Origin of the sequence: Acinetobacter sp. FDAARGOS_724 (assembly GCF_013364475.1) — a bacterium.
Classification (GTDB): domain Bacteria; phylum Pseudomonadota; class Gammaproteobacteria; order Pseudomonadales; family Moraxellaceae; genus Acinetobacter; species Acinetobacter variabilis.
On the sequence record NZ_CP054907.1, the window covers coordinates 120,192 to 145,240 of the forward strand.

The following is a 25,049-nucleotide window of genomic DNA, read 5'->3' on the forward strand; positions in this document are numbered from 1 at the left end:
GTTACCAAACTCTCTATTATTTTTATAAAAAAATACAATATGTATAAGAGCTAGAGAGATTTGCTGTAACTATTAGACCTCTTTCATAAATCATTTTTTGCTCAGTTCCAAGTTGTAGATTCCAGCGATTAAATTGAATCTCAAACCAAGCCTTTTACCTCTATTTCGATAACGCTCAGCAAGGATTTTGAAGGTTTTCAGGCTGCCAAATACATGCTCAATTCCGATTCTTCTTTTATTGATTTCCTGATTATAGATTTTCAATTCAGGATCCAATTGGCTTTGTTGCATAAACCTAGCCTAGAAAGATTATTCAGTCCTATAATTTCAATATGAATAAACCTGCTCCTAAAATCTATCGTACAACTAACTGGTCTTCCTACAATCGTGCCCTCATTAACCGAGGTAATATTTCCATTTGGTTTGATCCAAACACTCAGTAGTATGCACAACCACAAGGCAAGCAAGGTCGAAATCAAACTTACTCCGATACCGCTATTCAATGCTGTTTAATGATCAAATCTCTATTCAGACTCTCTTTACGCATGGTCACAGGTTTTGTTCAAAGTTTGATTAAACTGTGTGGATGAGCTGCTCCGAATATCAGCGATATTCGTACAGCACGCTTTGTCGAAGACAAAAACATATTGATATTGCGATTAGCTATCAAAAAAGTAGCGATGGGCTACATCTACTCGTAGACTCAACTGGTTTGAAGTTTTTAGGTGAAGGTGAATGGAAACGTAAGAAACATGGACCTGAATATCGTCGCCAATGGCGTAAGCTTCATATTGGTATTGATGCCGACACCTTGCAAATACGTGCAGTACAGCTCACTACAAATAATGTGAGCGATTCACAAGTACTCGATGATTTACTTGCTCAAATTCCTTTAGACGAACGAATTGATTCGGTCTATACCGACGGTGCTTATGATACGAAGTACTGCAGACAAGTCATTTTAGATCGAGATGCACATGCGGTCATTCCACCAAGAAAAAATGCAAAACCATGGAAAGATCAGAAATTGAGATCTTTAGAGCGGAATGAATTATTAAAAACAGTGAAACGTTTAGGAAGAATGCTTTGGAAAAAATGGTCTGGTTATCATCGTCGAAGTTTGGTCGAAACCAAGATGCATTGCATCAAATGATTAGGCGATAAATTAATAGCAAGGAGTTTTCCTAGTCAGGTCAATGAGATTCATGCACGCATAGCAGTATTAAACAGATTTACAGAATTAGGTCGTCCTCATACCCAAGTTGTCACTTGAGTTCTGTTCAGATAAGCAGGTGCTGTCTTTTAAATCTTTGTGCAACAAAGCCTATTAAAACTAAAACTGATCTTAGCGCGTTAAATCTGAAAATGAAACGTCAAGAGCTACCAATTTCTTTTTGCTTAAGCCAGATCGGCTAAAAATTTTAAAATTGGCTCAACGAGTAACTTGGTATCAAAAAGGATGGCATCGTGCGTGCCCTGTATTTTTACCAAATTCAGATTTTGGGTTGTTAAAAACACAGATTCTTGACTAACTTTGTAAGGAACCAACATATCATTCTCGGAAAATATAAATAGCATCTTGACTGAATGATTTTTTAAGATATCCACTAGATTTAATTGCTGCAATAGATAAAGATGCTTAACCTGATAGTTTAAATCAATACTATTTAACTGTTGGTGCAATAATTTTGTACGTTCACGTGCTGCTGCGCCAGCTAAAGTGACCAAGGTACAAAAGCACTGCATCCCGCGTTTGGGATCAGCCAGTATGGAGGATTTAAATTGTGTATATTGTTCAACTGGCATTGCCTGTGGCCATGCTTCGTTGGCCACGAAACAGGGATTTGACATACAGCAAATCACTGGCTTGGCAATTTTCAATTGTTGCTGGATTTCATTAGTCAGCAAAAGTACCAACTGTCCACCCAAAGACCATCCCATCAAGACATCAAAAGAACTCGCCTGCCTAACTTTTTCGGCCAAAATACTTTCCACGTTAGGATCAAAAATATCCCATACTTCAACTTGATGCTGCTGCCGTAACTGTTCTACAAACGGGGGTTAAGACCGCTGTTCCTAGCCCCCAACCCGTAATCATCAGTATCTTCATTTTGTCTGCTCCAATAAAAGGGACCAATTCAAGTTGAAATGATCCCTGTTTGTTACACGATTAATTAAGCAGGTTGCATCGCATCTACAGCCAATTCTTTAGCTGTTTTCTTGGCAGCTTCAGCTTTTAAGCCTAATTTAGCAAACAAGGCTTTGTCTTTACCTTCACCACTGTTCGGGGCAGTAAGCAATTTATCACCTGAAAATAATGAGTTAGCTCCAGCCATAAATGCCAGTGCCTGATCAGAGTCAGAGAGAGATTCACGACCTGCCGACAAGCGGATATAACTCTTCGGCATAATAATCCGTGCTACCGCAATAGTACGAATCCAGTCAATCACATCCAGTTTTTCAACATCGGCCAGTGGTGTGCCTTCAATAGGAACCAGCATATTTATGGGCACCGAACCCGGGTGAATCGGCATAGTCGCTAGTTCAAATAACAAACCGACTCGGTCTTGTACGCCTTCGCCCAAGCCGACAATACCGCCACTACAGACATTAATTCCGGCATTACGCACATGATCAAGCGTATTTAAGCGGTCATCAAAGCTACGTGTACTGATGACATTGGCATAATATTCACGTGAGGTATCAAGGTTGTGGTTGTAATAATCTAGCCCTGCATCTTTCAGACGTTCCGCTTGTGAGGCATTCAGCATCCCTAGGGTCATACATGTTTCCATGCCCAGTTTCTTGACTTCCTGCACCAATTCCAGCACATACGGCATATCGCGTTCATGCGGGTTACGCCATGCTGCGCCCATGCAAAAACGGGTCGAACCGGAAGCTTTGGCCTGTTTGGCTTCAGCAATCGCCTTTTGTACTTCTACGCGTTTTTCAATTTCCAGATCAGTATCATAATGTGCAGATTGCGAACAGTATTTACAATCTTCCGGACAACGGCCCGTTTTAATTGAAAGCAGAGTACTGACCTGAACAGTATTCGGTTCAAAGTTTTGGCGATGAATTTGCTGTGCCTGAAACAGTAAATCCATTAAAGGCAAGTCATAAATTTCTTGTATTTCGGCACGTGACCAATCATTACGGATCATCTTGTCTGCATCATCTAAAATTCAATTGAGTAAATCATACGCTGTTTTTTTTATTTTTCTTTAGCGTTTTATTTCATATTCATTGCCTGCTTAAAATAGCTTTAGTTTATCAAGCTATTTTGAAAGCTTATTTAACTCGAATCCTGCTTAAGCCGATGATTCCTTAATTTGAATTGTTGGCTTATTTTGATGAGGGAGTTGATATGCACATAGTGAGGCGTAAATTCCACGCAGAAATCCATGAAGACTACGTGCTTTACTCGTCACTAAATTGTATTGCCCCTTCAATAAACTGAATAATGTTTCTATCTTATTGTGTTGTCTTAGGTGATATTCATCTGATACACAAAGTTGAATAGCCTGCATATTCTTTCGATGATAAATAATTAAATCAATACCTTGATATTTCAATCTAATTTTTAATTCTTGGCTGATGTAACCTCGATCCCCGTAAAGTTTTGCTTCTACACCAGCAACCAATTGCTCAACCATTTTTATGTCAGCAACATATCCATTCGATAAAGCAGAACAGCCAATTTCACCAAATTGATTCATCGCAATATGTAATTTACAGCCATAAAATCAGCCCATTGAGCTTCTACCACGAGATGCAATTTGGACTAATAATTTATGATGCTGAATACGTTGAGTTTTACAAACTGGCAGAGTTGTTGAATCAATCCATAGATATTGTGTACCTTGGCCTTTCATCAGTGTCACATGTAAGGCTTGTAGAGCTAATTCATGCATATTGATTAGATGAATCATCCTTTGATAGCAAGGCAAGTACTTAAATAAATGGCTTTTACCTTCTTTTACCCAGCTAAAAAAAGGCTTTGAAATTATTGAAATGAGAGCATTTGTATCAAATGGCAATAAAGCAGATTTCTGAAATTGTAAATTGAGCAGTTCTGATTCTTAAGGAACCACGGTTTTGTTTGAGAAACTCTCAATAAGTTGATTCAAATTTAAGAAAAATCATCAATTACGCAGAATAATTCGGTACTATTGAACATCAGAACTAGAGTTTTGAGTTTGGTGTGTCCGTATAACACTTGTTTTACACAGTCCGCCTCAATCCAATATAAATTTATCTTTCAATAACTTAAAACAAAAACTTCCCAACCACGTCTTGCTTAATCCAACCATTTCCAATATTCTATGTGGGTTGTTATGTGGGACAAGAATAACCCTATGCCTAAAAAAGCCAAAGAACTCTCGGCACTCAGTGTAGCAAAAATCAAAAAAATGGTAGGCATGCTGTCGGTGGTGTAGATGGTTTGCACCTACGTATTGTGAATAGTTCTCGTGTCTGGATTTTACGTGCAGTAGTGGGAAAACGTCTAGATAAAGACGGAAAGTTAAAGCCTCATCGCCGTGATATTGGTATTGGTCCCTACCCCGAAGTTTCTTTAGCTGAAGCCCGTGCTAAAGCAATAAAATTAAGAATACAAATTCGAAATGGCATTGATCCAATTGCACATAAACAAGAACAGCTCAACAAGCTTCATATTCAGAAACTACGTGACAAAACATTCATTGAGTGTGCAAAAGTTGTTATAGCAAATAAAACCCGTGAACTCAAAAATGAAAAACATATTGGTCAATGGACTTCTACATTAGAAACTTATATTTACCCAACTTTAAGTGATATGAGTATTAGTACCATTACTAAAGTTGATATTGCCGAAGTTCTTAAGCCTATCTGGATTGATAAAAATGAAACAGCTAAACGTATTCGTGGTCGTATAGAAACCATTTTTGATTATGCCAAAGCTATGGGATATTTTGTAGGTGATAACCCTGCTGAATGGAAAGGCAATCTAGAACCAATTCTAGGTAATTTAAAGCAGGAATCACGCCCTCACCCATCGTTACCCTATGAACATCTTGCTGAATTTATTCAGCACCTAAGACAGAAAAAAGGTATTTCTCCTAAAGCCCTAGAATTTGCAATTTTAACTGCTTGCCGTTCTGGTGAGATTTTTGGGGCAAAATGGCAAGAAATTGATTTTAAGAAAAAGGTTTGGATTATTCCTAAAGAACGAATGAAAGCAGATAAAGAGCATCGTGTTCCTTTGTCTCAACAAGCTATTAATTTGCTTAAATCAATTCAAGCATATACTCAAGCACAAGATTTCATTTTTCCTGCACCTCGTAATGGGCAGATGCTTTCTGACATGTAATTGACCACTCTGATCAAACGAATGCATGAACAGAAGTTTAAAGAAAAATGGCTTAGGCTATCTTGACCCTAAACAGAATAGAGTAATCACGACACATGGCTTCCGCTCTACATTTCGTGACTGGTCTGCTGACAAAACCGATTATCCACGTGAAGTTTGTGAGCATGTGCTTGCACATAAATTACCAGATGAAGTAGAAGCGGCTTATTTACGTGGTGCTTATCTAGAAAAACGAAAAGGATTGATGAGTGATTGGGCAAAGTTTTGCTATCAAAATATTATCCAGTGATGGATTAAAAAATATAATTATATTATTACAAAGACTTAGATTAAAAATAAAGTTGTGATGTCAATTTGGCACAAAATTTATTTTATGTATCGAAACATAACTATTCAATATTTTTACTTCCAAACAAATTGCTTACTGCAAGAAGTGCTGTTTCAGACATAGCTTTTATCGACAATCAGATCATCGATAATTCCTACGACTTCAATCAACTTGCAACTTGACAATTGTGGAATTTCCACAATCATTTCAAAATAAGTCGGGTATACATCTACCTCAAAGGCAAGGTAAGTTTTTGTAGTTGCCCCGCCTCATAATCTTCCAACAAGTAGCTACCATAAAATTTCGTGGTTTGTTAGATTTTTATCCAAATTTCATCAGTTCAAACTCTGCGAAATCTATTCAAATAATTAATTTTAGACAGGGCATAAAAATATTTTATTTCAATAGATGAGAAGAATGGAATATATACATCAAATAAGGATACACCCTAAAAATTGTAACTATATTGCCATCACTTTGAATTTTCCGGCGCCATCAGCCACTTTACACTCGCATCGAATAGCTTAACCCCATCTGAAGACAAGTCTGAAAAAGTGTCATTATGAAGAAAGAACATCAGCCGTTTAGCTGGCGCTAAAGATTCATAATCCATAGTTGCACCTTTTTCATATCCCCAAATCGCTGCTTTTTCAGGTTCGCCGTAGACCGTCGCAATGATCGTAGCCCCTAATCCAGGTTTCCCCCAATTCATCATGGTCTGTTTTTTATAAACATTCAGCGTGCCCGCAGGTAAATTCGCAGATAAGCGGTGTGGCGCATTTACAAGCCATAAATATCGAGCTTTATCGACTTCACCAAAATCCTGACCTGAGCGTTTCCCCGTCATGGCTGAATCATCAATATAATCACTTTCCCATGTCATCAGTGGAATTTCTAACTGACGCCACCCTGCTTTTAAGTTTTTTGATCCAACTGTTGAAGACAAAATAATTGCATCAACTTGTTTAATTTGTTTTGGATCTTGGAGCTGGTCTAATATTTGAACGGCATATCCCAAGGCTTCTAAGTGCTGTTTTATAGCCAAATCATTTGCGTATGATGGCCCGTTTATCTGAGAAATTAATGCGATATGCGTACTCACTTTAGCTGCAAATGCACTCATGGATGCTGTTAAAAAACCTAGGCTCAGTGCAGCAATCAGCATTAAAAAAAGTTTTTTCACTGTGTGATACCTTGAAAGACATCGGAACTTTGATCGTTCAAATCAAAGTTCCTCAAAAATATATGGTTAAATTTAACTACAAAATGTTCAATGGACGAAAAACAAGAACTGATTAATATTTAAACTTCACATTAAAGAGAAAAGTTCGCGGGCTGCCAAAACTGAGCAACTGGGCATTGGGTGTTGTACCTTGAATATAATCTTTATCAAATAAATTTTTAATGCTTAAACCCATGCCCCAACGTTGAGCATCGTAGCCAGCATTCACATCAAATAACGTATAACTCGGCATACGGACAGAATATGTTCCACGCTGTGCTGTTCGTTCCCCTTGAAGACGTACTCCTGCCCCCATATTCCATCCCAGTTTATCTGGGCTAAAATAATATTGGCTAGACAATGATGCTGCATTTTTAGGGACATGATTAATGCGCTTCCCAATCTCACTACTGGTTAAACTTTCGGTGACTTCAGCAGTTGGGATATAGCTATAGGCAGCGGATACATGCCATTGGTTAGACAGAGCTGCAGATAATTCTGCTTCATAGCCTTTGGTTTGCTGCTCACCGGTTTGAATTGAATAGCCTAGAGTTGAATCATTTTCTGTAACATTGCGGCGCGTGAGATCATAGTAAGCGATATATCCTTGTAAACGCTGGTCAAGTCCTTGAAACTTCATACCAACTTCCGTTTGTTTACCTTCTTCGGGGTCGAGTAATGTACTATTCGCTCCAGTATCGGTTACAGGCATAAATGAAGTTGAATAGCTAATATAGGGCGCAAAGAAATCATTGATGCGGTACATCAATGATGCACTGCCCGTAAATGCATTATCCGAGTTTTGTACGGTTGTATTATTTATTTGGTTTTCAACACTCACTTGCGTCCAATCATGGCGTCCAGATAAGCCTAAAATCCACTGATCATCAATTTTAATGGTATTTCTTAAATAAAGCCCGGTATATTGATTATAGGTCAAATTCCATGACGGCTTGCCTTGCGTCGTAGGGGTAATGCCATGCTCTAAGTTATCTGCATCAATCGGGTTTACATTATCAACCCGCTGATAGTAGTCACTGCGCTCTTTCATCATATCAACTCCGGCTGTCACTTCGTAATCAATATGATCTGTTTTAAAACTTCGCTGCAGATAATTATCTAATGCAAAATTAGTATCCTGCTTATCTTGATAATTGACTTGCCGTTTCACAATTGGGAAGGCCGCTCCAGAAGCCGCAAAAACTGAGTTACTCCAGCTGCTATTTTTCGTCACAGCAAAATTCTGCTTAAAAATCCAATCATTATCAAAATAATGAGTGAAGTTACTGCCTACACGATATACGTCCACATCATAATAGCGATCAGGCTCTCCAATAAAAATGTTACGTCCATAATTTTGATAGTTTTGCGGAATTCCCTGATTTCGAATATATTTTCTGTGCTGATAGCTAGCAATCACAGAAAGATCATTTTTATCATTTAAATCAAAGTTATATGATGATGCTAAATACTGATTTTTAAAATATACATAATCTGTCGGATCATCTTGATCAGACACACGGCCAACGAAACGAAATGCCCCTTTTTCAGTTTGATTTGGCGCATAGTTAATATCAAATGTGCCTTCTTTAAGCCCATAGCTTCCATAGCTCAAATTGGTCCGATAAAACGTTTCCGCTTCGGGGCGCTTTGTCGTTAAATTCACCAAGCCCCCTGGCAGAGCTAAACCAAAACCCACAGAAGTAGGCCCTTTCACAACTTGAATAGAATCTAATCCACTAATATCTTCAGATCTTAAGACATTTGTTGAAGTTTGCACGCGCAATCCATCAACATAGGTTTGCGCACTCGAAATTTGACCACGAATGATAAAATCATCCCAACCACGACGCCCATATGAACCTGATGTAACACCAGCAACGCCTTCTAAAGCATCGGCAACAGTTTTAAGCTGTTTTTCTTGAATTTGCTCACTCGTTATGACACTAATGGATTGTGCCGTTTCAAATATAGGATCATTTGAACGCAATACAGAGGATGCAGTTTTTGCAGCATACTCTTTATTTTCCTTTTGTTCGGCTTGAGCTTGAATTGTTATCGTCGGTAAACTTTGAGCTGTTTCAGTATCCGTTGCCTGAGCATGAGTCGACACATTAATGATTGCTAATATTGCTGAACTAAGTGGGAGTAATCTATATGGCATTTGGCGGCAGAACGAATGGAAATGTATGGAAGCATTATAAAAAAACCAAAACAACAAATAATAATGATTTTTATTTATATTTACTATTTATTAAATATATGCACTGTTTTGGGAGACTAGAAATCGAGATATTACAAAATTTGAATCTGATCACATCGTCAAGATGACTTAGAATGAATCGTTTTCCACCATTTTCGTTATTTTCCAGTAAAAATTTCCCCGAATATTGCGGTCTATATAAAACTTGCTGAGTATTGATCATTAAACAGCATTGAATAGCGGTATCAGAGTAAGTGTGATTTCGACCTTGCTTGTCTTGTGCATACCACTGAGTGTTTGGATCAAACCAAATGGAAATATTACCTCGGTTAATGAGGGCACGATTGTAGGAAGACCAGTTAGTTGTACGATAGATTTTAGGAGCAGGTTTATTCATATTGAAATTATAGGACTGAATAATCTTTCTAGGCTAGGTTTATGCAACAAAGCCCTTTTCACATCCAAAATTTGATGAGGGGTAGGTTGAGGGGTAAAACCCTAGATAAAAAATAAAACCTTTTAAAAACAAGGGTTTATTTAAACATTTGGCGGAAGCAGTGGTAACTCAACTGATGCCTCTAGTCCTCTTATTTTTCAAGTCAATTTCTTATCCGCGATTCGGGTTAATTAAGGATGCATAAGCTTCCTTTTTTATAGACAAATGTACAAGAAACAATACTATAACTTTACACTAGTTCTATCTACGAACCTTTGATTTATACTAGCCGGATAACATCACCGGCTTTAAATCAGTTTAGCGACTTTATGAACTTAAAGAAAAATAAAAGACAGCTTGTCTGGGGTTTAAATCTGCTTGCATCGATGATGTATGGCAGCTTTGCTCATGCACAGAGCATCAGCTTTCAGGACGCTGAACGTCAGTTGTTGCAAAATTCTTATAGCAGCCAAGCCTATCAAAGTCTGGAACAGGCTTCAAAACTTGAAGCTGAAGCAGTAAAAGGCGTAGGTCTACCGCGTGTCGATCTGAATGTTCGTGCCTATGCCTTTCACAGTGAAGTCGATATTCCATTAAAGCAATTTAAAAATAATCTGGAGAATTCACTCTCCCAAGGCGTGAATGGCCGGCTTAATGAGTGGGAGGCCAGTAATGGCGTGGATCTACCTGCAGGTATTACCGATCCACTGCGTGATGGACTTAACAATACTATTCATAGCGGAGTTGGTCTGATTCCGGATACGTCTAATGTCATCCTTGAAGATCAGGTGATTCGCCCCACTGTTTCCGTGATTATGCCAATATATACCGGAGGCCTCACCCGTAGTGCCAAAGAAATTGCCAATATTCAGGTCGGTCGTAGTCAGCTCAGCAACAAACAGCAGCAAGACACGCAGCGTTTTGAACTGATTCAAAGTTATTTCAATGTGCAGCTCCAAAAGCAACTGCATGCAGCAGCGCTGTTTAATCTGAATGCTATGCAGCAGCATTATCGCAATGCCTTAAAGATGGAACAGCAAGGTTTTATCAGTAAAGGCCAACGCATGCAGTTTGAAGTAGCACGCAATAATGCCGAGCGCAGCCAGCAAAATACGCAAGCCAATTTGAATGCTGCCCTGTTCCAGCTGAATAATCTGCTTCAGGAAAGCGGCATCACCGAACTTTCGACGCCTTTATTTGTCAATAAAACTGAGCCACAGGCTTTAAATCATCTGCTGAAAACCTTTAGTCAAAACTCTGCGCTGATTCAAAAAATGCAGCTGGATACCCAATTGGCCCAAGCCAATGTCAAAGCCCAGCAAGCAGCTAAAAAACCGAATATTTTTGCTTTTGGTGAATATAGTCTGGATCAAAATGAAAACTGGATTGTCGGAGTTGCCGCACGCTATAACCTGTTTTCCGGGATCGATAAAAACAAAAATATTCAGGCTGCCGAACTCAAACGCTCTGCCACAGAACTGCTCACTGCACGCACCCAGCAGGAAATTGAAAATCTGATTTATAAATCTTATAGCGAAGCACTCAGCGCACAGCAAAGTGATGCACTTCTGGCACAAAACTTGAAAGCCGCACAGGAAAATTTACGCATCCAAGAATTGTCTTTTAAAGAAGATACGGGCACCGCCATACAGGTCATCGATGCACAAAATATGCTGAGCGGACTACGAGCCGAAACTGCCTTGAATGCTTACAAATATGTGATGTCACTGGCCACACTATTACAAAGCCATGGCTCGATTGCAGAATTTCCGAACTACATCCAACATACCAACACTCACTATATTCGCTAATGGAGCCGAACATGAACGAAGATCAACAATCCAATGATCCTGTGAATGAAGCGGCTTCATCCAGCGATACAGATAAATCGCCTGCGCAACAGATAGAAACAAAAACTGAAATAGAAAACAACGCGACGACTTCGACCGAGCAACAACAAGCTCCTGAAATCGCTAAAAAGAAAAAATATTTATTGCTCGCCCTGATTCCAGTTCTGCTGGCAGTCATCGCTTTTGGATTATGGAAAAGCTACCAACCGGCTCCGCTTGAATTGCAGGGTCGTGTAGAAGCTGAAACAGTTCAGGTGGCGACCAAAGTGCCAAGCCGTATTGAAGAAATTTATGTAGAAGAAGGTCAGCGGGTCAAAAAAGGCGATGTACTGGTGCGCTTAAACAGCCCGGAAATTCAGGCCAAAAAACAGCAAGCCGCAGCGGCTTTACAATCTGCGCTAGCCTTACAATCGACTGCTGAACGCGGCTCGCAGGAAGAAAATATCGCCAGTCTGTATGCCAACTGGCAAGCGCTGAAAGCACAGCAAAATTTAGCCAAAGTTTCTTATGAGCGTGGTGCAAATTTATTGAAGGAAGGTGTGATTTCACGCCAGCGCCGTGATGAATTGTATGCAGCCAGTCAATCAGCGGCGCAAATGACAGAGGCGGCGTATCAGCAATACGCACGTGCCAAACGTGGCAGCACTTCGCAGCAAAAGAGTTCCGCCGATGCACAGGTAGATATTGCCCAGGCTGCGCTGAATGAAGCCAATGCTTTAGAAGCAGAAACCCAATTAGTAGCACCTGTAAACGGAACGGTGTCTAAAACCTATGGCAAAGTCTCGGAGCTGGTAGCCACCGCAGTCCCTGTGGTCAGCCTGTTTGAAGATCAAATGTGGGTGAGCCTGAATATTCGTGAAGACCAATATGCCCCGTTTCAGAAAATGAGCAGTATTGAAGGTTATATTCCCGCCCTAGATAAAACCGCCACTTTTAAAATCAAGCAGATCAGTGCTGAAGGTGAATTTGCCACCATTAAGACCACACGCCAAACCGGCGGTTATGATGTGCGAAGTTTTAAGCTGCATCTTGTGCCCACACCAGCGATTCCTGAACTGAAAGTTGGGATGAGCGTGTTATTTAAACTGAAAGAGACCCGATAATGTGGACGGGTATATGGCGCGAACTGCGCTATCTGCTCCGCGAAAAATGGGATCTGTGTCTGGTCACGCTCGCACCTGCACTGGTGATTATTTTATTCAGCAGCATGTTTGCTCAAGGGAAACCGGATCATTTACCGATTGCGATTATTGATCAAGACCAGAGTGCGCTGAGTCAAAGCATTTATCAGCATGTGGCGCTGAATCATACTCTTAAAATTGCTACGGTGTCGGAACAAACAGCTGAAATTGAGCGCCTGTTAAATCAAAATAAAATTTGGGGTTATATCCATATTCCCAGCGGTGCCGAGCAACGTCTGGTTCGTGCCCGGGATGCTGACATCAGTATTGCCTTTAACCAGAGTTATTTCAGTATCGGAAATACCATTTCCTCTGCCATGCTGGTCAGTACCCTGCAAGCACTGGCTGAATTTAGCGGACAGCAATATCTGGGCAACCGGCTGCCTTCTCTCGAAGCACCGTCACCGCATATCAAAATATCGCCGCTGTATAATCCACAACTGAATTATGAATTCTATCTGGAACTCTATGTCATTCCGGCAATTCTGCATTTACTGCTGTGTTGTTGTGTGGCATTTTCCGTCGGTCAGGAACTGAAGCGGCAGACCTTAACAAGCTGGATTAGCAACTCATCCATCTGGATGACATTACTGTCTAAGAACCTGGTCTATGTGGCTATTTTTAGTCTATGGACCTGGATCTGGATGTTCTGGCTGATTGAAATTCGCGGCTGGTTTGTTGCCGGCTCGCTCGCTCTGATTCTATCGGCACAATTTCTGCTATATAGCGCTTATGCATTTTTAAGCAGTGCAGTGGTTCTAGCAACCAAAGATTTAAGTAAATCTTTTGGCATCATTGCGGTCTATGGTGGTTCATCTTTAAGTTTTGCCGGTGTGACCTTACCTTTAAATAATGCGCCCCTATTCACCCAGTTCTGGTCCAATATTATTCCGTTCACGCCCTATGCCAAATTACAAACTGAACAATGGGTGATTGGTAGTCCATTGCATATTTCACTGCAAGCTGGATTAATGCTGCTGATCTATGCCCTAGTCTACGCTCTGCTGGCTTATCTGTTTCTTAAAAAAATCGCCAAAGGAGCAACACCATGAAATCCCTTTGGTTTTACTATCTACAAAGCTTTAAAGATATCGTCAGTCACGGCACGATCTTTACCACGCTGATTCTATCTGTCTTGTTTTACAGCTTTTTTTATCCAACCGCTTATCAGGCACAGCAGGCTGAAGCCTTACCGATTATTATTGTCGATGAAGAACAAAGTAGCTTAAGTACCCGCATTATTGGTCAGGTGGCACAAAGCCCCAATGTCGAAATTCAGGCGATTACCGGAAATTTTGCCGAAGCCAAACAATGGATGGAATCTCAAAAAGCCGATGGTATCTTGTTACTACCGGACAATTTATCGCAAAGCTTAAGGCATGGTGAAACAGGCGGAATTGGACTGTATTTAAGCACGGCCAACTTTTTAGTGACCAAACAAATTGGTCTGGGCTTAGCTACATCAGTTGAGCAAACTTTGGCAGATTATACTGAACGCTTTGGCAAGGTCTCGGATTTTTCACCTGCCCTTTCTGTGCATCAAATTCCTTTATTTAATCCGCTGTCCGGCTATGGCAGCTATGTCTTTCCTGCGGTTGCACCTTTAATTATTCACCAAACCATTCTTTTGGGTTTGAGTATGCTAATTTTAGTATATCGGGAAAGAAAAGTAGAATTAAACGCAAATGCATTGGTTGGGATGTGTTTAGCGGTCTTTACTATTGGCTGTCTGGGATGTTTCTATTTATTCGGCTTTAGCTTCTGGCTATTTGATTATCCACGTGGTGGCAACCTGTTCGGGATGCTACTGGCTGTTCCAGTTTTTATCTATACAATAATTGGCATGACCTGCCTATTCGCCAGTTTTCTGGATTTGCCGGAACGTGCGGGTCATGTGATTGTATTCACTTCCATTCCACTGTTCTTTTTATCTGGTGCGGCCTGGCCGCATGCTGCAATGCCTATCTGGATGCAAGTCGTTGGCGAAATCCTGCCTTCCACCCAAATTGTGCAGATGTTTATTCAACTCAATCAGATGGGTGTACCTACAGAGCTAGTCTTGCCTAAATTGCTTTATCTCGGAATGATCGGCAGCTTGTGCTTTTTCTTGGCTTATCGACGTTTAATTTCAAACTGTGGAACTTTCTAGCTAGGTGTTTAGTCCCAGATTTTAATGGTGTAATATTCTCAGAGAAATGGAAAGATGCAGCACTATGGGACAAGTTCTACACAACAGCGCCACAACGACACAGACAGTGCGTCGAGCAATACAAAATAGTTAAGAGAGCTTAATAACGCTAGCCAAGCGTTACGGCATCAATCAAAAGACTGTCGCAAAATGGAAGAAACTTACTTCAGTAGATGATCTTACAACAGGGCCAAAGAATCCTCGCTCAAGCGTGTTATCGCCTGAAAATGAGGCGGCAATTGTTGCTTTTCGAAAACGCACTTTGTTGCCGCTAGACGATTGCCCTTATACATTGCAGCCGAGTATTCCTTATCTGACACGCTGGTCGTTACACCGCTGCTTGCAGCGGCATGGTATTTCATGACTGCCTAAGGTACAAGGTGATCGGCCTGTCAGAAAGCGCTTCATAAGAAATTGAGATCTTTAGAGAGGAATGAATTATTAAAATCAGTCAAACGGCTAGGTCGGTCACTTTGGAAAAAATGGTCTGGTTATCATCATCGAAGTTTAGTGGAAACCAAAATGCATTGCATCAAATGATTAGGCGATAAATTAACAGCAAGGAGTTTTGCTAGTCAGGTGGATGAGATTCATGCACGTGTAGCAGTTTTGAATAAATTCATAGAATTAGATCGCCCTAATACCCAAGTTGTCACTTGAATTTAGCTCAATTAGGGCAGCATTGTCTTTCAAACCTTTGTGCAACAAAGCCCTTCCCCTGATTGATATTTATTATTTAGTTTCCCAGTAATATGTTGATTCTTTTGCGACTTATTGGCCATTTCTGCGAATCGATCTGATGTTGTGGAGCTTGGCACTTCTCGCCCTATTGTTACACCAGAAAATTACCCCTATTCATCAAAAGGCGGTCAATAAAATTCACGCCAAACTAAAAGTTACGCAACAGGAATCATCAACATGATATGGATTGCAGTGATCGGTCTGCTTTGGCTAAGCTGCTTTGCCTTTTATACTGTAAGTGCAAAGCAGATTCTAAAAACCCGAAAATCTCGGTACGCTTTTTTAGCGAATTTTCCTACGTACACTAAATTCGCAGCAGGTATTTTCTTATTCGTTGCAATGGTTTTATTACGGACCCGGTTTAGCTCCAGTATCAGCTTTGTGGCTCTATGGATATTTCTAAGCCCTGTACTGTTTATCTTTATCTTAAAAATGAATAAAGCACTTTAGTATTTATTTAAAATCAGAAAGTAGCAAACAGCCTAGTGCGCTACTTACATGCCCTCTATTGAACCAATCTACCCAGTATCTGCTAAACCTTGCCAACCTACTTTTAAATATTTCAGATTCATTATTTTGGCTAGAATCAAAAATTTAAATTGGTAGGTATTTGGTAGGTAGGATTCTTTTTAACTTCATCCAATACTCATATTACGGTGAGGGTCACCGATAAAATAATCAATGAATGGTAGAAGGAATCACACCATGGCTTTTAAAAATATTTCAGATCAAACTAACGGTTTTTATATTCCCTGTGTTTCACTTTTTGGTCCGGGCTGTGCTAAAGAAATCGGGATAAAAGCACAAAATTTAGGTGCCAAGAAAGCGCTGATTGTAACTGATGCGGGGCTGTTTAAATTTGGTGTTGCAGATGATATTGCAAACTATTTGAAAGAGGCGGGTGTTGACAGTTATATTTTCCCAGGCGCGGAACCCAATCCAACTGATATTAACGTGCATCATGGAGTTACAGCTTATAATGAAAATGCCTGTGATTTTATTGTATCGTTAGGTGGGGGTTCATCACATGACTGTGCCAAAGGCATTGGCCTAGTCACTGCAGGTGGCGGACATATCCGTGATTATGAAGGGATTGATAAAAGTACCGTCCCGATGACACCACTGATTGCAATCAATACTACAGCAGGGACAGCTTCGGAGATGACACGTTTCTGTATCATTACCAATACCGATACCCATGTGAAAATGGCGATTGTAGATTGGCGTTGTACACCACTCATTGCGATTGATGACCCTAAACTTATGTTGGCCAAACCTGCAGGGCTGACTGCGGCAACAGGTATGGATGCCTTGACGCATGCAGTAGAAGCCTATGTGTCTACAGCAGCAAACCCAATCACTGATGCCTGTGCAGAAAAGGCGATTACCATGATCAGCGAATGGCTTAGCCCGGCAGTGGCGAATGGGGATAATCTGGAAGCACGGGATGCCATGAGCTATGCCCAATATCTTGCCGGAATGGCCTTTAACAACGCCTCTTTAGGATATGTGCATGCGATGGCACATCAGCTCGGAGGCTTCTACAACTTGCCGCATGGTGTTTGTAATGCAATTCTGCTCCCCCATGTTTGTGAATTTAACCTGATTGCTTGTCCTGAACGTTATGCCAAAATTGCCCAATTGATGGGGGTGAATACAGAAGGCTTAACCGTAACTGAAGCAGCTTATGAAGCGATTGGCGCCATTCGTCAGCTTTCGGCTTCAATTGGTATTCCATCTGGGCTGACGGAATTGAATGTAAAAGAAGCTGACTTGGCCATCATGGCGGAAAATGCACAAAAAGATGCCTGCATGCTGACCAATCCACGTAAAGCCAGCCATGCCCAAGTGGTAGATATTTTTAAAGCGGCGATGTAGTGCCTCAATGTAAGTCTTCTTTCCAATCATCTGACTTACATTTTTAACAGCCCCTGTTTCACTTTCTGAGGAAGTGTGCCAAGAGCAGACATGCATTTTCCTGTTCCTGGCTGATCCTTTTGCCTTCATAAGAGGATAAAAACGGGGGGTGTTTCTTTTTTATCAAGCCCCTTTCATTATGATTATCGACATTAATCCCATGGTAGAAAAATGCCAAGATTTTTTTAGCCCGTTTCAGCCACAAATAAAATTTCATAGCGTATTATCTTACGATTATATTTGATCCCTGAGGAATAAACTGCGCGTCCTTCAAATGACATGAAGGTGAGCGTAGCTGATTTTAATGAAGAGCATCCCATCAAGCAGCTAGGCAAACTGGGTAGCCACTGATAAAAATTTTAGGATCAGGTTCAGTCTAAATCAATAAGTAAACCCACAGTAAGCAAGGATAATACTTAATATTCCAGAATTTTCCTATTTTAACTGTTTAGCTTTACCGACAGTTACATCAGCTTTAAAGATTTTTATATTTTAACAGAGTCTGATGAACGGGATGGATTTTGGGCATCAGTTCAATCAGGCGTTCTATAGCATCAATCGCTTCAGGAAAATGTGCCACATGTTTCAGCAGGACATCGGTTTCATTAGCCTTGAAAATGGCATCGCTCAGGCGTGATTCCAGACAATCTCTCCAAGCGCATAGAAATGGACTTTCTGTTCTAGCCAGAAATACGCCGGTACATAATTTCAAGGCTGAATCAATATATCCAGCATCTAGGGATTGCTCCATCATTAAAAAGTCAGCCTCTACATCCGCCAATAAACGATAGGGTCTGGAACCCAGCATACCACCTAGTACATCGCGTAACTGTGACATTTCTGCTTTTAAAGTCCCTATACTGACCTTGCGTTCGCCATATAAGGCCTGATGCAAGGTATCTAGACTCAGGCCCTGCGGACATAAGGCCAGAATGGCTAGAATTTCAATCTGTCGAGGGGTCAGAACTAGTACCTTGCCATTAAACAGCACTTGAGGTACTGAAAAAGCCCGAATAAACAGGCGCTGCTTCTGGCATTCTAGTAGAGCCGACTGGATGATCGTAGCACAGCGCTCCGCAGCTAGTAGTGCTAAACTGTTATGCTTTGGCCAGGTAGTTGACAGATCAATGACACCTAAGACCTGTTTTGAATAGGGATCAATAATCGGAGCAGCGTAACAAACCCAATCATGAATGGAGGACATGTAATGTTCACTGGAAAAGACACAGCTGGATTGTTGAGTTTTTAAGGATAGTGCCAATGCATTGGTTCCGACTAGCTCTTCGCGCCATTGTCCACCTTCAATAAAATGTACACTTTCTGCGGCACTTTGCATTTGCGGGCTGGACGCTGTCCAGATGATGGTGCTGCCTATATCACCGACTGCCAACACCATCGATGACTGCTCTGCAATATGTTTCAAGTCTTGTGCACAATGGTGTAGAGCATAGGCTAAAGTTAAAGAAGAAGTGGTCTTTTTTATATCTGTCAGTGGTGCTGCTAAACGATTCTTAGGGATTTCAGCCGAGGATGAGCGCTGCCAAGAACTAGCAATACTCTGTCCCAGCTGTTCTGCATGCAGGGGAGATAAACTGCTACTTTGCCGAAGCTGATCGATATTGTGCCTTTTTTGCGCCAAATCTTGTTTTGTCATCATTCCTTATTCTCACAACAATTCATGATTTACATCCGCTGTAATCGTTATTCTTTTAAAATAGATGAAAAGATCGTGAACATGCTAGCTCCAACCTTTTTCCAACCTTACCTCATTTATATTAATCAAATAAGGTGCAGAAGTACCTTATACCAAAGCTGTAGAAGCGGTTTTGCCATACGAAAATAAGCAAAGGAAATAAATATGCGTTACATCGATCCCAATCAACCTGGTTCAAAAATTCAATTTAAAGCACAATACGATAATTTCATTGGCGGCGAATGGGTCGCTCCGGTCAAAGGCGAATACTTTGACAATCTCTCTCCGGTAGATGGCAAAGTCTTTACCAAAGTACCGCGTTCTTCTGTAGAAGACATTGAATTGGCCCTGGATGCAGCGCACAAAGCCAAAGAACAATGGAACAGAGCATCGCCGACCACCCGCTCCAATATTCTGTTGAAAATTGCCGACCGTCTGGAACAAAATCTGGAAATGTTGGCTGTAGCAGAAACCTGGGACAATGGAAAACCGATCCGTGAAACGCTGGCTGCCGATATTCCACTGGCCATTGACCATTTCCGTTATTTTGCCGGCTGTATCCGGGCTCAGGAAGGTGGCATTTCCGAAATTGATGAAGATACTATCGCCTACCATTTCCATGAACCGCTTGGTGTAGTCGGACAAATCATTCCCTGGAACTTCCCGATTCTGATGGCCGCCTGGAAACTCGCGCCAGCCTTGGCTGCAGGCAACTGTATTGTGCTGAAACCTGCAGAACAGACTCCGGTCAGTATTCTGGTGCTAGCTGAACTGATTCAGGACATTTTGCCGCCGGGCGTGTTGAACATCGTCAATGGCTACGGGGTCGAAGTCGGCCGTCCACTGGCGACCAATCCCCGTATTGCCAAGATTGCCTTTACCGGCTCGACTGCCGTCGGCCAAATGATAATGCAGTATGCAACTGAAAATATTATTCCGGTAACGCTGGAACTTGGCGGTAAATCACCAAACTTGTTCTTTGCCGACATTATGGATCAGGAAGACGATTATCTGGACAAAGCTCTGGAAGGCTTTGCCATGTTTGCCCTGAACCAGGGTGAAATCTGTACCTGTCCTTCCCGTGCCTTGGTACAGGAAAGTATTGCCGATGAATTTCTGGCGCGTGCAGTAGAGCGGGTGCAACGGATTAAGACTGGTCATCCGTTAGATACCGACACCATGATTGGTGCGCAAGCCTCACAGGAACAGCAGGACAAGATTCTGGGTTGTATTGCCACTGGCCGTGAAGAAGGCGCACAGATCCTGACCGGTGGTGAAGCACGTCATGAAGTGGGTCAAGGTTTCTATATTGAACCGACCATCTTTAAAGGCACCAATGACATGAAAACCTTCCAGGAAGAAATCTTCGGGCCTGTACTGGCTGTGACCACCTTCAAAGACTTCGATGATGCGATCAAGATCGCCAATGATACGATTTATGGACTCGGTGCCGGTGTCTGGTCACGCTCAGCGCATACCTCTTACCGTGCAGGCCGTGCTATTCAGGCCGGCCGGGTCTGGACCAACTGTTATCACATCTACCCTGCCCATGCGGCTTTCGGTGGTTATAAAAAATCAGGGATTGGGCGTGAGAATCACAGAATGATGCTGGATCATTATCAGCAGACTAAAAACTTGCTAGTCAGCTATTCGACCAAACCAGCCGGGTTCTTTTAAGAAGTGAAATAAAAGCGAACTTCGGTTCGCTTTGAATGTATGGTAGCTAGCTTTCACAAAATATCAGCAACATCTTCAAGCTGCGGCCAATTCAAATAAAGTTTTTAGTCTATAAACACTTTTTTTAAAGGAAAGAGCATCACCTCAAATTTCTATTTGCAATAGTGTCATTTCAAGATAATGTCACTCTATAAAGATTTCGCCACATCCTCCAGCCATTTAGTGCAAGAAGAATAAAGAGAAAATAGAGTACGGCTGTTAAATACAATGATTTATGGGTGTACATACCGACATAAATTACATCTAGAACACACCATAATCCCCAGCTTTCAATATATTTTTTGGCTGCCCAATAACTTGCCACCAAGCTAAAAGAGGCCAACATGGAATCCAACCAAGGGAGTGATGCTGTGGTGAAATGAGCAAATAAGGCGCCAATCACCAGACCGGCGACAATACCCACAATCAGGCTATATACCCAGATTTTTTTATTCAAATAGCCAATCTGCACGGTGATAGCCTGGTCATGATTTTTCTTCGACCAGCTATACCAGCCATACAGTTGCATCAAGATAAATACGGCTTGTAATGCTGCGTCTGCAAATAAATTGACACGATAAAAAATAATCATATATAAAAATACAGCGACAATATTCACCAACCAGCAGACTTTATATTGTTTGGAGGTCAGCCAGACACCTAAAACGTTTAAAATGAACGCTGCAATTTCTATATTTTCCATAGCAATATAACCTGATTAAGCAGCCAATTTAGAAGTTCAGATTGAATGACAAGGTTGCTGTACGCGGCGAACCCAAGAATAAATAATCATCACCCAAAAATTCACCTGCATCACGCCAGTATTTCTTGTTGAACAGATTATTAATATTCAAGCGCAGCAATGCATCGGTCGTATTTAGCTTAAATTGATAAGCAGCGCCTAAATCAACCACACTATAACCTGCAACTTTCGCAGCACCCTCTTTATTGGCATATTTGCTGGAACTGTATTGACCACCTGCCAGAACAGTGAAACCTGCAATGCTCGGTACGTTATAGCGAAGATGTGTTGCGAAACGAGCTTTTGGCACGTTTTGCGCCTGATGATTACCATATTCAACCGCTTCTACATTTTCTAAACGGGCTTTAGTCAAGGCAAAAGATGAAGTTAAGGCCAGATGATCGGTTAATGCACCATTCAGTCCGAGCTCCAGACCCTGACTATGTTGTTCGCCTTCCGCAACAAAATAGCGAAGTCCTGAAATCGGCTTGCTATATTGGTTGTCTTGGCGTAAATCAAATAGCGAGGCAGTCAATAAAAACTGCTTGATCTGTTGTTTGAAACCAACTTCATATTGCTCTGAGTAGATCGGTGCTAGGGTTTCAGCAGCATTCTCTGCAAACCAAGGTGCTGATTTTCCATCTGACAAGCCTTTGGCATACGAGGCATAGACGGTAGTCGATTCCAAGGGGCTATAGCTGATTGCGAATTGCGGTAAAAATTTAGCTAAATCGGTATCGCGAACTTTTATTACCTGCTTACCCTCTGCATCATAAGCATGTGCTTGCTCATCAAGCTCGATCCATTTTCCGCCAATTAAAGTGGTCCAATGTTCATTCCATTCAATACGGTCTAATGCTGTAAATGCAGTTTGTTTACTTTTAAGTGCTTGATATTTTGGTCCAGCATTCGCTGTTACTGGGGAAAAATCTATAGTTTCTGTATAAATATTACCTACACCAATCCATTCATTGACACCAGCAAAACGATCTCGCGATTTATTGGTTTGTGTAATATCAAAATTTAGATAATGTTGCGCCCAATTGGTATCAATCACCCCATCTAGTTTGACTTTAAATTGGTTGGTTTTAAAGGTTTCATCTGGATTCTGATAATCGTAAATATCATACTCGCCAGCTTTACCAAACGTATTACAGGAATACGCTTCTAGACAGCCTTCCCGATAATATCCATAAGCAAAGCTTGAATAGTCATCAACTCTGGATTTACTGTGGGCTGCAACGAGTCCCAAGTTCCAGTCATCATTCAAAGCATAACTATATTTTAAACTGCTATTCAGACTATCGATCGTGACCGGTTTGCCCCAAGTCTGATAACCCAGCAATCGATCCCATTTCACATTTTCTGGGGCTTTGCCATCCAGTAATTGATAACCTGGCACTGATTTTTGTTCGGAACGCTGTGCTTCAAGATCAAGTTCTACTTTGGATTGCGCTGACATCTTCCAATCCAATGCCAATGCCGCTAAATAGCGTTCACCCTCCACATGATTGACATAAGAATCCATCTGTTCATTCACCAGATTGATGCGATATCCGAATTGTTGCTCATCACCCAAAAAACCACCGAGATCAGTTGCCACTGAAAACTGGCCGTGTTGATCGGCCGAGAATGTCAGTGCCTGAATATCTTTCGGTCGCTTGGTGACATAATTAACCACCCCACCCGGGGTTGACATCCCACTTTGAATCGCGGAAATGCCTTTTAAAATTTCCACACGCTCTTTATTTTCAAGTGCAACGTTTTGTTCACCACGAATCACATTGCCATTAATGAGGTAGCTTGATGCCAAATCAAGTGCAAAGCCACGCGAGACAAAGTTTGGATAATAGCCAATTGCAGCATAGCCATCACCGATGGCTGCATCATTTTTTACCACATCGCTCAGCACACGAGCATGTTGTTCAGCAATGAGATCGGCAGTCAAGATAGAAACTGATGCAGGTATTTTTTGCAAATTCTCCGTACCAAAACCTTCAATATTCACTTTGGTACTCGAGTAAGGAATGCTTTGATCGGCTGTGATAACAATCGTGTCAAGCTTTTGAACATCGTCTTCAGCATAAGTCAGCGGGACTAAACACAGCTGCGACAGAATGATCATATTTAAAGATCGGATTAATACATTCTGTTTGAGTTGACGAGTGTTCATACGAAACCTTATGTCTGTGAAGTGGGTGATGATGCTGGGTTTAGAGAGAGCATTGAGAAGATTGCAATTCATCTTGAATGAGCCGGGTTAAGGTCTGGGTAAATTGTTGACCTTGTTCGCCAAAGAACCAGTCCACATGACCGATAATCCAGTCGTAATAAGCAGCATCTGCATGGTTGAGGTTGTGGGTAATACCCACAAAATACTCCAGCTCTGAAAAAGCGAAATCCAAATGCACGATTTTCAGTAGTTCTGGCAAAATACTAAAATCTTCTTGTGGATGTACTTCAGAAAAATAAGCATGTAGAAAGGCAGTTAAACCAGCTTCATCAATCTGAATATGTGGGCTCTGCTCTAATTCCAACCAATTAATGAAATTACGTTCAATCGTCACAGCCAGATCATAAAGTGCAGAGTTTCGGTCAGATAAACCAAAATCAATTACGGCAGTAATTTCAGCTTTGGCATCCGGCGCTGACCAGAATAGATTAGAAGCGTGTAAATCGTTATGGGTCCAAATTTTGCTTGCCTGTTGCAATACAGGCTGAATACGCTGGTGAACCTGTAAGATTCGATCTAAGAAGTAAGGATCTAAATTTTTATCGGCAAAATAACGGCTTAATTCTGAACTGTTTGCAATGCGCCGTTGAATGGCTGTAATGATATTTTCACTGTCTAAAAGCTGCTGATTGGAAACCAAATAAGATGCTGATCTGCCCTGCTGTTCGGGAAAATCCTGCATCGCCATATGTAACCTTGCCAGTAATTGCCCCGCTTTCGCAGCATGTTCAGCATAGAAAAAAGGTTTCCAGGATTGCTGATCTGCATACAGATCTAAGCCGACTGCTTTTGCATAGACTTCATAGGTCCAGTCACCTAGCTCTAAAGCAGTCAGACCTTGATTTGAGCTAATCAATGCTGCAACAGGAATTTCTTTGCTAGCTAAATGCTGAAGAACAGCATGCTCCTGTAAAATATCGCGGGCACGACGAAAGGAACAATGGCTGCGCTTAATCAAATACTGATGCGCGACTGCTTCATCCCTGATCACAAAATCCTGCTCCACCTTGACCAGCGCCGCAGATGAAAATGGCCGGGGACTATACCACAAAATCTCAAAATGACCTTGTAAACAGGAATAGTGCTGCTGCAGGCTTTGTAATTCTGGATCAGAAATATGTGCCCAGTCTTTATTTTCCCAGGCATTGCCCATACCATGACCTAAATCATTGGTAATTATGGTCATCATCACTATTCCTGAGCTAGATCATTATCTAATAATGGAAAATCATCGTTTAGGCGAACATGC

General features: G+C 41.3%; 14 protein-coding genes and 9 pseudogenes. 12 read left to right on the forward strand and 11 right to left on the reverse strand.

Annotated elements, in window-relative coordinates; translation table 11 throughout:
• Positions 1 to 90: 90 nt before the first annotated feature.
• Positions 91 to 225, reverse strand: a pseudogene (locus tag FOC32_RS00780) (IS5/IS1182 family transposase); the annotation flags it as partial.
• A gap of 107 nt (positions 226 to 332) precedes the next feature.
• Between FOC32_RS00780 and FOC32_RS00785 the strand changes: the two are divergent.
• Positions 333 to 1,273 (forward strand): annotated as a pseudogene (locus tag FOC32_RS00785) (IS5 family transposase).
• A 125-nt stretch (positions 1,274 to 1,398) separates the two neighbouring features.
• Here FOC32_RS00785 and FOC32_RS00790 read toward each other — a convergent pair.
• The 3 genes and pseudogenes from FOC32_RS00790 to FOC32_RS00800 all read right to left on the reverse strand — a co-directional run bounded on the left by FOC32_RS00790 (position 1,399) and on the right by FOC32_RS00800 (position 4,180).
• Positions 1,399 to 2,110: pseudogene (locus FOC32_RS00790) on the reverse strand (alpha/beta hydrolase).
• 64 nt (positions 2,111 to 2,174) lie between these two features.
• A complete protein-coding gene (gene bioB, locus FOC32_RS00795) occupies positions 2,175 to 3,164 on the reverse strand; it encodes a biotin synthase BioB (RefSeq protein WP_004812090.1) in 990 nt (329 codons plus the stop codon).
• Between the two features lie 147 nt (positions 3,165 to 3,311).
• Positions 3,312 to 4,180: pseudogene (locus FOC32_RS00800) on the reverse strand (IS982 family transposase).
• Between the two features lie 178 nt (positions 4,181 to 4,358).
• Between FOC32_RS00800 and FOC32_RS00805 the strand changes: the two are divergent.
• Positions 4,359 to 5,639: pseudogene (locus FOC32_RS00805) on the forward strand (tyrosine-type recombinase/integrase).
• A 511-nt stretch (positions 5,640 to 6,150) separates the two neighbouring features.
• Here FOC32_RS00805 and FOC32_RS00810 read toward each other — a convergent pair.
• From FOC32_RS00810 to FOC32_RS00820, 3 genes and pseudogenes are all read right to left on the reverse strand, one after another.
• Positions 6,151 to 6,861 (reverse strand): hypothetical protein, encoded by a 711-nt coding sequence (locus FOC32_RS00810; RefSeq protein WP_004812080.1) that lies wholly within the window; start codon positions 6,859 to 6,861, stop codon positions 6,151 to 6,153.
• Between the two features lie 112 nt (positions 6,862 to 6,973).
• Positions 6,974 to 9,064, reverse strand: a complete 2,091-nt coding sequence (locus tag FOC32_RS00815; protein WP_004812079.1) for a TonB-dependent siderophore receptor — start codon at positions 9,062 to 9,064, stop codon at positions 6,974 to 6,976.
• A gap of 250 nt (positions 9,065 to 9,314) precedes the next feature.
• A pseudogene (locus FOC32_RS00820) lies at positions 9,315 to 9,500 on the reverse strand (transposase); the annotation flags it as partial.
• 368 nt (positions 9,501 to 9,868) lie between these two features.
• Between FOC32_RS00820 and FOC32_RS00825 the strand changes: the two are divergent.
• The 9 genes and pseudogenes from FOC32_RS00825 to mdh all read left to right on the forward strand — a co-directional run bounded on the left by FOC32_RS00825 (position 9,869) and on the right by mdh (position 17,377).
• On the forward strand, positions 9,869 to 11,350 hold the full coding sequence (locus tag FOC32_RS00825; protein ID WP_004812073.1) for a TolC family protein: 1,482 nt from the start codon (positions 9,869 to 9,871) through the stop codon (positions 11,348 to 11,350).
• 11 nt (positions 11,351 to 11,361) lie between these two features.
• A complete protein-coding gene (locus tag FOC32_RS00830) occupies positions 11,362 to 12,492 on the forward strand; it encodes an HlyD family secretion protein (protein WP_004812071.1) in 1,131 nt (376 codons plus the stop codon).
• Positions 12,492 to 13,622, forward strand: a complete 1,131-nt coding sequence (locus tag FOC32_RS00835) for an ABC transporter permease (RefSeq protein ID WP_004812069.1) — start codon at positions 12,492 to 12,494, stop codon at positions 13,620 to 13,622. Before FOC32_RS00830 ends, FOC32_RS00835 begins: the two co-directional genes overlap by 1 nt.
• Entirely contained in the window at positions 13,619 to 14,719 is a 1,101-nt protein-coding gene (locus FOC32_RS00840) for an ABC transporter permease (RefSeq protein ID WP_004812067.1), read from the forward strand. The genes FOC32_RS00835 and FOC32_RS00840 overlap by 4 nt, the downstream gene beginning before the upstream one ends.
• A gap of 64 nt (positions 14,720 to 14,783) precedes the next feature.
• Positions 14,784 to 15,119: pseudogene (locus FOC32_RS00845) on the forward strand (IS481 family transposase); the annotation flags it as partial.
• Positions 15,120 to 15,169: 50 nt separating this feature from the next.
• A pseudogene (locus tag FOC32_RS16930) lies at positions 15,170 to 15,418 on the forward strand (IS5/IS1182 family transposase); the annotation flags it as partial.
• A gap of 52 nt (positions 15,419 to 15,470) precedes the next feature.
• A pseudogene (locus FOC32_RS17165) lies at positions 15,471 to 15,680 on the forward strand (PepSY domain-containing protein); the annotation flags it as partial.
• Positions 15,677 to 15,949, forward strand: a complete 273-nt coding sequence (locus FOC32_RS17170) for a hypothetical protein (RefSeq protein WP_004779934.1) — start codon at positions 15,677 to 15,679, stop codon at positions 15,947 to 15,949. The pseudogene FOC32_RS17165 and the gene FOC32_RS17170, both read left to right, overlap by 4 nt.
• A 255-nt stretch (positions 15,950 to 16,204) precedes the next feature.
• Positions 16,205 to 17,377, forward strand: coding sequence for an iron-dependent methanol dehydrogenase (mdh, locus tag FOC32_RS00855; RefSeq protein WP_004647793.1), 1,173 nt, complete (start codon positions 16,205 to 16,207; stop codon positions 17,375 to 17,377).
• Positions 17,378 to 17,891: 514 nt separating this feature from the next.
• On the opposite strand, the gene FOC32_RS00860 is transcribed toward mdh, so the two are convergent.
• Positions 17,892 to 19,073 (reverse strand): hypothetical protein, encoded by a 1,182-nt coding sequence (locus FOC32_RS00860; RefSeq protein WP_004779935.1) that lies wholly within the window; start codon positions 19,071 to 19,073, stop codon positions 17,892 to 17,894.
• Between the two features lie 201 nt (positions 19,074 to 19,274).
• Between FOC32_RS00860 and FOC32_RS00865 the strand changes: the two genes are divergently transcribed.
• Positions 19,275 to 20,786 (forward strand): aldehyde dehydrogenase family protein, encoded by a 1,512-nt coding sequence (locus FOC32_RS00865; protein WP_004779936.1) that lies wholly within the window; start codon positions 19,275 to 19,277, stop codon positions 20,784 to 20,786.
• Positions 20,787 to 20,958: 172 nt separating this feature from the next.
• Here FOC32_RS00865 and pnuC read toward each other — a convergent pair whose 3' ends face one another.
• Genes pnuC through FOC32_RS00880 form a run of 3 tightly spaced genes read right to left on the reverse strand, consistent with a single transcriptional unit; the run spans position 20,959 to position 24,986 of the window.
• Positions 20,959 to 21,528: a nicotinamide riboside transporter PnuC gene (gene pnuC / locus FOC32_RS00870; RefSeq protein ID WP_004812066.1), complete on the reverse strand. Its 570-nt coding sequence runs from the start codon at positions 21,526 to 21,528 to the stop codon at positions 20,959 to 20,961.
• Between the two features lie 28 nt (positions 21,529 to 21,556).
• A complete protein-coding gene (locus FOC32_RS00875) occupies positions 21,557 to 23,740 on the reverse strand; it encodes a TonB-dependent siderophore receptor (RefSeq protein ID WP_004812065.1) in 2,184 nt (727 codons plus the stop codon).
• Between the two features lie 40 nt (positions 23,741 to 23,780).
• A complete protein-coding gene (locus FOC32_RS00880) occupies positions 23,781 to 24,986 on the reverse strand; it encodes a phosphotransferase enzyme family protein (RefSeq protein ID WP_034424589.1) in 1,206 nt (401 codons plus the stop codon).
• Positions 24,987 to 25,049: the final 63 nt, after the last annotated feature.

Bases quoted from the DNA above. Each gene is read 5' to 3' on its own strand.
- FOC32_RS00865 (WP_004779936.1), top strand. From the start codon at position 19,275: ATGCGTTACATCGATCCCAATCAACCTGGTTCAAAAATTCAATTTAAA.
- FOC32_RS00875 (WP_004812065.1), bottom strand. From the start codon at position 23,740: ATGAACACTCGTCAACTCAAACAGAATGTATTAATCCGATCTTTAAAT.
- FOC32_RS00815 (WP_004812079.1), bottom strand. From the start codon at position 9,064: ATGCCATATAGATTACTCCCACTTAGTTCAGCAATATTAGCAATCATT.
- FOC32_RS00825 (WP_004812073.1), top strand. From the start codon at position 9,869: ATGAACTTAAAGAAAAATAAAAGACAGCTTGTCTGGGGTTTAAATCTG.
- bioB (WP_004812090.1), bottom strand. From the start codon at position 3,164: ATGATCCGTAATGATTGGTCACGTGCCGAAATACAAGAAATTTATGAC.
- FOC32_RS00830 (WP_004812071.1), top strand. From the start codon at position 11,362: ATGAACGAAGATCAACAATCCAATGATCCTGTGAATGAAGCGGCTTCA.
- pnuC (WP_004812066.1), bottom strand. From the start codon at position 21,528: ATGGAAAATATAGAAATTGCAGCGTTCATTTTAAACGTTTTAGGTGTC.
- mdh (WP_004647793.1), top strand. From the start codon at position 16,205: ATGGCTTTTAAAAATATTTCAGATCAAACTAACGGTTTTTATATTCCC.
- FOC32_RS00840 (WP_004812067.1), top strand. From the start codon at position 13,619: ATGAAATCCCTTTGGTTTTACTATCTACAAAGCTTTAAAGATATCGTC.
- FOC32_RS17170 (WP_004779934.1), top strand. From the start codon at position 15,677: ATGATATGGATTGCAGTGATCGGTCTGCTTTGGCTAAGCTGCTTTGCC.
- FOC32_RS00835 (WP_004812069.1), top strand. From the start codon at position 12,492: ATGTGGACGGGTATATGGCGCGAACTGCGCTATCTGCTCCGCGAAAAA.
- FOC32_RS00860 (WP_004779935.1), bottom strand. From the start codon at position 19,073: ATGATGACAAAACAAGATTTGGCGCAAAAAAGGCACAATATCGATCAG.
- FOC32_RS00880 (WP_034424589.1), bottom strand. From the start codon at position 24,986: ATGACCATAATTACCAATGATTTAGGTCATGGTATGGGCAATGCCTGG.